Annotated in this window: 3 tRNA genes, 3 rRNA genes and 1 pseudogene (1 of these 7 running past the window's edge); all 7 read left to right on the top strand. The window is 56.2% G+C overall.

The features are described 5' to 3' along the window. Positions 1–86: ribosomal RNA gene (locus AruPA_RS14035) — 16S ribosomal RNA — on the top strand; it begins 1,405 nt to the left of the window's first position. Between the two features lie 243 nt (positions 87–329). Continuing rightward, positions 330–403 (top strand) — tRNA-Ile (locus AruPA_RS14030). Positions 404–432: 29 nt separating this feature from the next. Continuing rightward, positions 433–505, top strand: a tRNA-Ala gene (locus AruPA_RS14025). 476 nt (positions 506–981) lie between these two features. Continuing rightward, positions 982–3,729, top strand: a 23S ribosomal RNA gene (locus tag AruPA_RS14020). A 132-nt stretch (positions 3,730–3,861) separates the two neighbouring features. Further along, positions 3,862–3,976: ribosomal RNA gene (gene rrf, locus AruPA_RS14015) — 5S ribosomal RNA — on the top strand. The 16S, 23S and 5S rRNA genes sit together here with 3 tRNA genes alongside, the layout of an rRNA operon. 33 nt (positions 3,977–4,009) lie before the next feature. Continuing rightward, a tRNA-Met gene (locus AruPA_RS14010) sits at positions 4,010–4,086 on the top strand. Between the two features lie 387 nt (positions 4,087–4,473). Beyond that, positions 4,474–4,863: pseudogene (locus AruPA_RS14005) on the top strand (helix-turn-helix domain-containing protein); the annotation flags it as partial. Positions 4,864–5,000 lie beyond the last annotated feature (137 nt).

The raw sequence follows: 5,000 nt of genomic DNA, 5'->3' as shown, positions 1-5,000 counted from the left end.
GGCAGTCAACCACGGTCGGGTCAGAGACTGGGGTGAAGTCGTAACAAGGTAGCCGTAGGGGAACCTGCGGCTGGATCACCTCCTTTCAAGGATTGGCTTTGAGTATGGTTGTCTTTGGGCGATCATTTGAAGCCATCCATAAAAAGTCCTCTGGCGGATGTCAGGGGCGTTCTTGGTCGATGTTGGATCGTCGGTCAGGGGTTTAATCCCGCATTGATCAGGCTGGATCGCTGCCCGCCACCAACGTATCCCTTCCGCATTAGTTGTGTTTGATCTTTGATTGTTCCGTGTGAGCGGCGTGATTGGATCGGGCGCGACAAACCACTACCGGGCTAGTAGCTCAGTTGGTTAGAGCACACGCTTGATAAGCGTGGGGTCGGAGGTTCAAGTCCTCCCTGGCCCATACCCTGATGAAGTTTGTTGAGGGTTTCTGGGGGTGTAGCTCAGCTGGGAGAGCACCTGCTTTGCAAGCAGGGGGTCATCGGTTCGAACCCGTTCACCTCCATTCAATGCTGCTTCGCGGTAATGAATGATCGATTTGGAGGGCCTTGTAAGAGTAAGGCCGGGGTATGGTGGTGAAGATCTAATGCGGGAGCCAAGAGATACGATGATCGTGTGGTCATCGTTGTGTTGTTCTCTCGGTGTGCGAAAGCGCGCCGGGTGATTGTTCTTTGATAGGTGAATAGGATTGGTGCGTTTCTGGATGCGTGTGTTGGCATCCGTGATACGGGCCGTGGTGCGGTGGGGTGCGAGCCCGATCGGATCGTGGTGTGTATTATGGGGAGTGTTGACCCGTTCGGATCATCTTGGGTGTCTGACCCGGATTGCGGTGAAAGCTGTGACCGAAAGATGGTTTTGGATGAGTGTTCAGGACGTGTGTTGATTGCCGTGTTCGGACATTCGTAATGATGTCTGTGCATGGTGGGCCGTCAAATTTACGGGCTGCGTGAGTGGCCGGTAGAGGCGATGGTGAGTTGAGATTGTAAGTGAATGAAGGGCATTCAGTGGATGCCTTGGCACCAGGAGGCGATGAAGGACGTGGCACGCTGCGAAAAGCCACGGGGAGCCGCGAGCAGGCGTTGATCCGTGGACATCCGAATGGGGAAACCCACCCGCAAGGGTATCCGTAGCTGAATACATAGGCTGCGGAGGCGAACCCGGGGAACTGAAACATCTCAGTACCTGGAGGAAAAGACATCAAATGAGATTCCGTTAGTAGTGGCGAGCGAACGCGGAACAGGCCAGTGGCTTATGGTTTAGCAGCAGAACGGATTGGAAACTCCGGCCATAGCGGGTGATAGCCCCGTATGCGAAGCGAGATTGTAAGTCCTTGAGTAGGGCGGGACACGTGAAATCCTGTCTGAATATAGGGGGACCACCCTCTAAGCCTAAATACTCCCTGGTGACCGATAGTGCACAAGTACCGTGAGGGAAAGGTGAAAAGCACCCCGACGAGGGGAGTGAAAGAGACCTGAAACCGGATGCCTACAAGCAGTCGGAGCCGCATCTGCGGTGACGGCGTACCTTTTGTATAATGGGTCAGCGAGTTTCTGTTTGCAGCGAGCTTAAGCCGATAGGCGTAGGCGTAGCGAAAGCGAGTCTGAATAGGGCGCTTAGTTGCAGGTAGAAGACCCGAAACCGAGTGATCTAGCCATGGCCAGGCTGAAGGTGCGGTAACACGCACTGGAGGGCCGAACCCACGCCTGTTGAAAAAGTCGGGGATGAGCTGTGGCTAGGGGTGAAAGGCCAATCAAACTCGGAGATAGCTGGTTCTCCGCGAAATCTATTGAGGTAGATCGTCGTGTGTATGCCTTCGGGGGTAGAGCACTGGATGGGCTAGGGGGACCCAAAGTCTTACCAAACCTAACCAAACTCCGAATACCGAAGTGTCTTGCGCGGCAGACAGACGGTGGGTGCTAAGGTCCATCGTCGAGAGGGAAACAGCCCAGACCACCAGCTAAGGTCCCCAAATTGTGGCTAAGTGGGAAAGGATGTGGGAATTCCATAACAACCAGGAGGTTGGCTTAGAAGCAGCCATCCTTTAAAGAAAGCGTAATAGCTCACTGGTCTAATAGAAATCCTGCGCCGAAGATGTAACGGGGCTAAAGCCACATACCGAAGCTGTGGGTGCGTGATCTCGTCAGGGGTCACGCGCGGTAGCGGAGCGTTCCGTAGGCCTGTGAAGGGAGATGGGGTGACCCCTCCTGGAGGTATCGGAAGTGCGAATGCTGACATGAGTAGCGACAAACAGAGTGAGAAACTCTGTCGCCGTAAGTCCAAGGGTTCCTGCGCAAGGTTAATCCGCGCAGGGTGAGCCGGCCCCTAAGGCGAGGGCGAAAGCCGTAGTCGATGGGAAGGGGGTGAATATTCCTCCGCCTGCTGGAAGTGACGAATGCGAGATGTTGTTCGGTCTTATTGGATTGACCGGGCTTTTTGAGCATTCCAGGAAATAGCTCCAGCGTATAGACCGTACCCTAAACCGACACAGGTGGACTGGTAGAGTATACCAAGGCGCTTGAGAGAACGATGTTGAAGGAACTAGGCAAATTACTCGCGTAACTTCGGGATAAGCGAGACCCGTATGTGGGCAACCATGTGCGGGTGGCACAAAAGAGGGGGTAGCGACTGTTTAGTAAAAACACAGGGCTCTGCGAAGTCGAGAGACGACGTATAGGGTCTGACGCCTGCCCGGTGCCGGAAGGTTAAGAGGAGGTGTGCAAGCACTGAATTGAAGCCCCGGTAAACGGCGGCCGTAACTATAACGGTCCTAAGGTAGCGAAATTCCTTGTCGGGTAAGTTCCGACCTGCACGAATGGCGTAACGACTTCCCCACTGTCTCCAGCATCGGCTCAGCGAAATTGAATTCCCCGTGAAGATGCGGGGTACCCGCGGTCAGACGGAAAGACCCTATGAACCTTTACTGCAACTTTGCAGTGGCATCAGAAGAGTGCTGTGTAGGATAGGCGGGAGGCATTGAAGCATGGGCGCTAGCTTGTGTGGAGCCAACCTTGAAATACCGCCCTGCGCGCTTTTGATGTCTAACCGCGGCCGGTTATCCCGGTCCGGGACCCTGCATGGTGGGCAGTTTGACTGGGGCGGTCGCCTCCTAAAGAGTAACGGAGGCGCGCGATGGTGGGCTCAAGCCGGTCGGACATCGGCTGCTGAGTGCAATGGCATAAGCCCGCCTGACTGCGAGAACGACAGTTCGAGCAGAGACGAAAGTCGGCCATAGTGATCCGGTGGTTCCACGTGGAAGGGCCATCGCTCAACGGATAAAAGGTACTCTAGGGATAACAGGCTGATCTCCCCCAAGAGTCCACATCGACGGGGAGGTTTGGCACCTCGATGTCGGCTCATCACATCCTGGGGCTGGAGCAGGTCCCAAGGGTTCGGCTGTTCGCCGATTAAAGTGGTACGTGAGCTGGGTTTAGAACGTCGTGAGACAGTTCGGTCCCTATCTGCCGTGGGTGTTGGAGACTTGAGAGGATTTGTCCCTAGTACGAGAGGACCGGGATGAACATACCTCTGGTGCATCGGTTGTCACGCCAGTGGCACAGCCGAGTAGCTAAGTATGGACGGGATAACCGCTGAAAGCATCTAAGCGGGAAACCCACCTCGAAAATAGGTCTCCCTGAGGGTCGTGATAGACCATCACGTCGATAGGCCGGGTGTGTAAGAGTGGTAACACTCTCAGCTAACCGGTACTAATCACCCGATAGAACTTTCAATCATCTACAACCCACCCCCACCATGCATAGACATCAACAAAAAAATGTCGACGCACAGGCAATCAACCTTCAAACTCCACACACGCACCAATCCAACACACCAACCCATCGAAACATTCGATAGGCTGGACGACCTGGTGGCCATTGCGGGGAGCCCGCACCCGATCCCATCCCGAACTCGGCCGTGAAAACCCCCAGCGCCCATGGTACTGTGCCTCAAGGCACGGGAGAGTAGGTCGCCGCCAGGTCCTCCAACCTATCGATCCTCAAAAATACACACCCGCGGGGTGGAGCAGCCCGGTAGCTCGTCAGGCTCATAACCTGAAGGTCATCAGTTCAAATCTGGTCCCCGCAACCAACTTAACCTGCGACGCAAGACCATCACTCGAACCAAGCCCCGACGCAGCCGCGCCGGGGCTTTTGCGTGTCCGAGCCCCAGACGCTAGGTGCAAAATACCCGCAAGCGCGCCCTTGAGCTCGATCTTCAATTCACCCTTCTCCGGCATCAGCACCACAGTCTCGATTAAACTCCGGATAATGCCTGCTGATTCCGGGCTCAATTCGCCCGGGATTCCGGGAATTATTCGCCCACCTATTCCGAGATTAATTCGCCCACCTGTTCCGACTTTTATTCGCCCAGGCGGGCGGGGTTGGCCGGGTCGGATTGAGGTCTCTGCTGGCTGGTTCAGGTTCCCTCCCTTTGGCTGATCGAGGGAGCGGATGAATGCCAGTGGAGCGGATTGCGATGCGCGATGTGCGCGAGATTGTCAGATTGAGGATGGCGGGGCTTTCGACCCGCCAGGTGGGGATCCGGGTCGGGGTTGCGGCTTCGACGGTGCGCTTGACGCTGCGGCGACTGGAGGCGGCTGGGCTCGATGGGCCAGGGGCTCTGGCGCTGTCCGAAGCGGCATTGGAAAGGCGCTTGTTCGACGGCGCGGCGGGCAAGCGACCGGGGCATCGACGTGTGGATGAGCCGGACTGGGGGCGTATCCGCCGCGAGTTGCAGCGCAAGCACGTGACGCTGTCGATCCTGTGGGACGAGTATATTGCCGAGCACCCGGATGGGTATCGCTACAGCCGGTTCTGCGAGCTCTACCGGAGCTGGGGAGCCCGGCTACCGGTGACGATGCGCCAGACTGAGCTGGTCCCAGTTGATCGGACGGTTTGGCGGCTGGTTTAAGCTATTTTCCGGTTGCATTCACGCCGCCAGTTTGGTGTTCAGCATTGCCGGGGCTAGCCCCGGCAATGCTGAATTTTCGATCTTGTAATAAG

The sequence above is a fragment of the Acidiphilium sp. PA genome (assembly GCF_026191915.1).
Taxonomy (GTDB): Bacteria; Pseudomonadota; Alphaproteobacteria; order Acetobacterales; family Acetobacteraceae; genus Acidiphilium.
The sequence above is the reverse complement of the archived record's forward strand: the minus strand, read 5'-3'. Positions and strand labels throughout refer to the sequence as shown.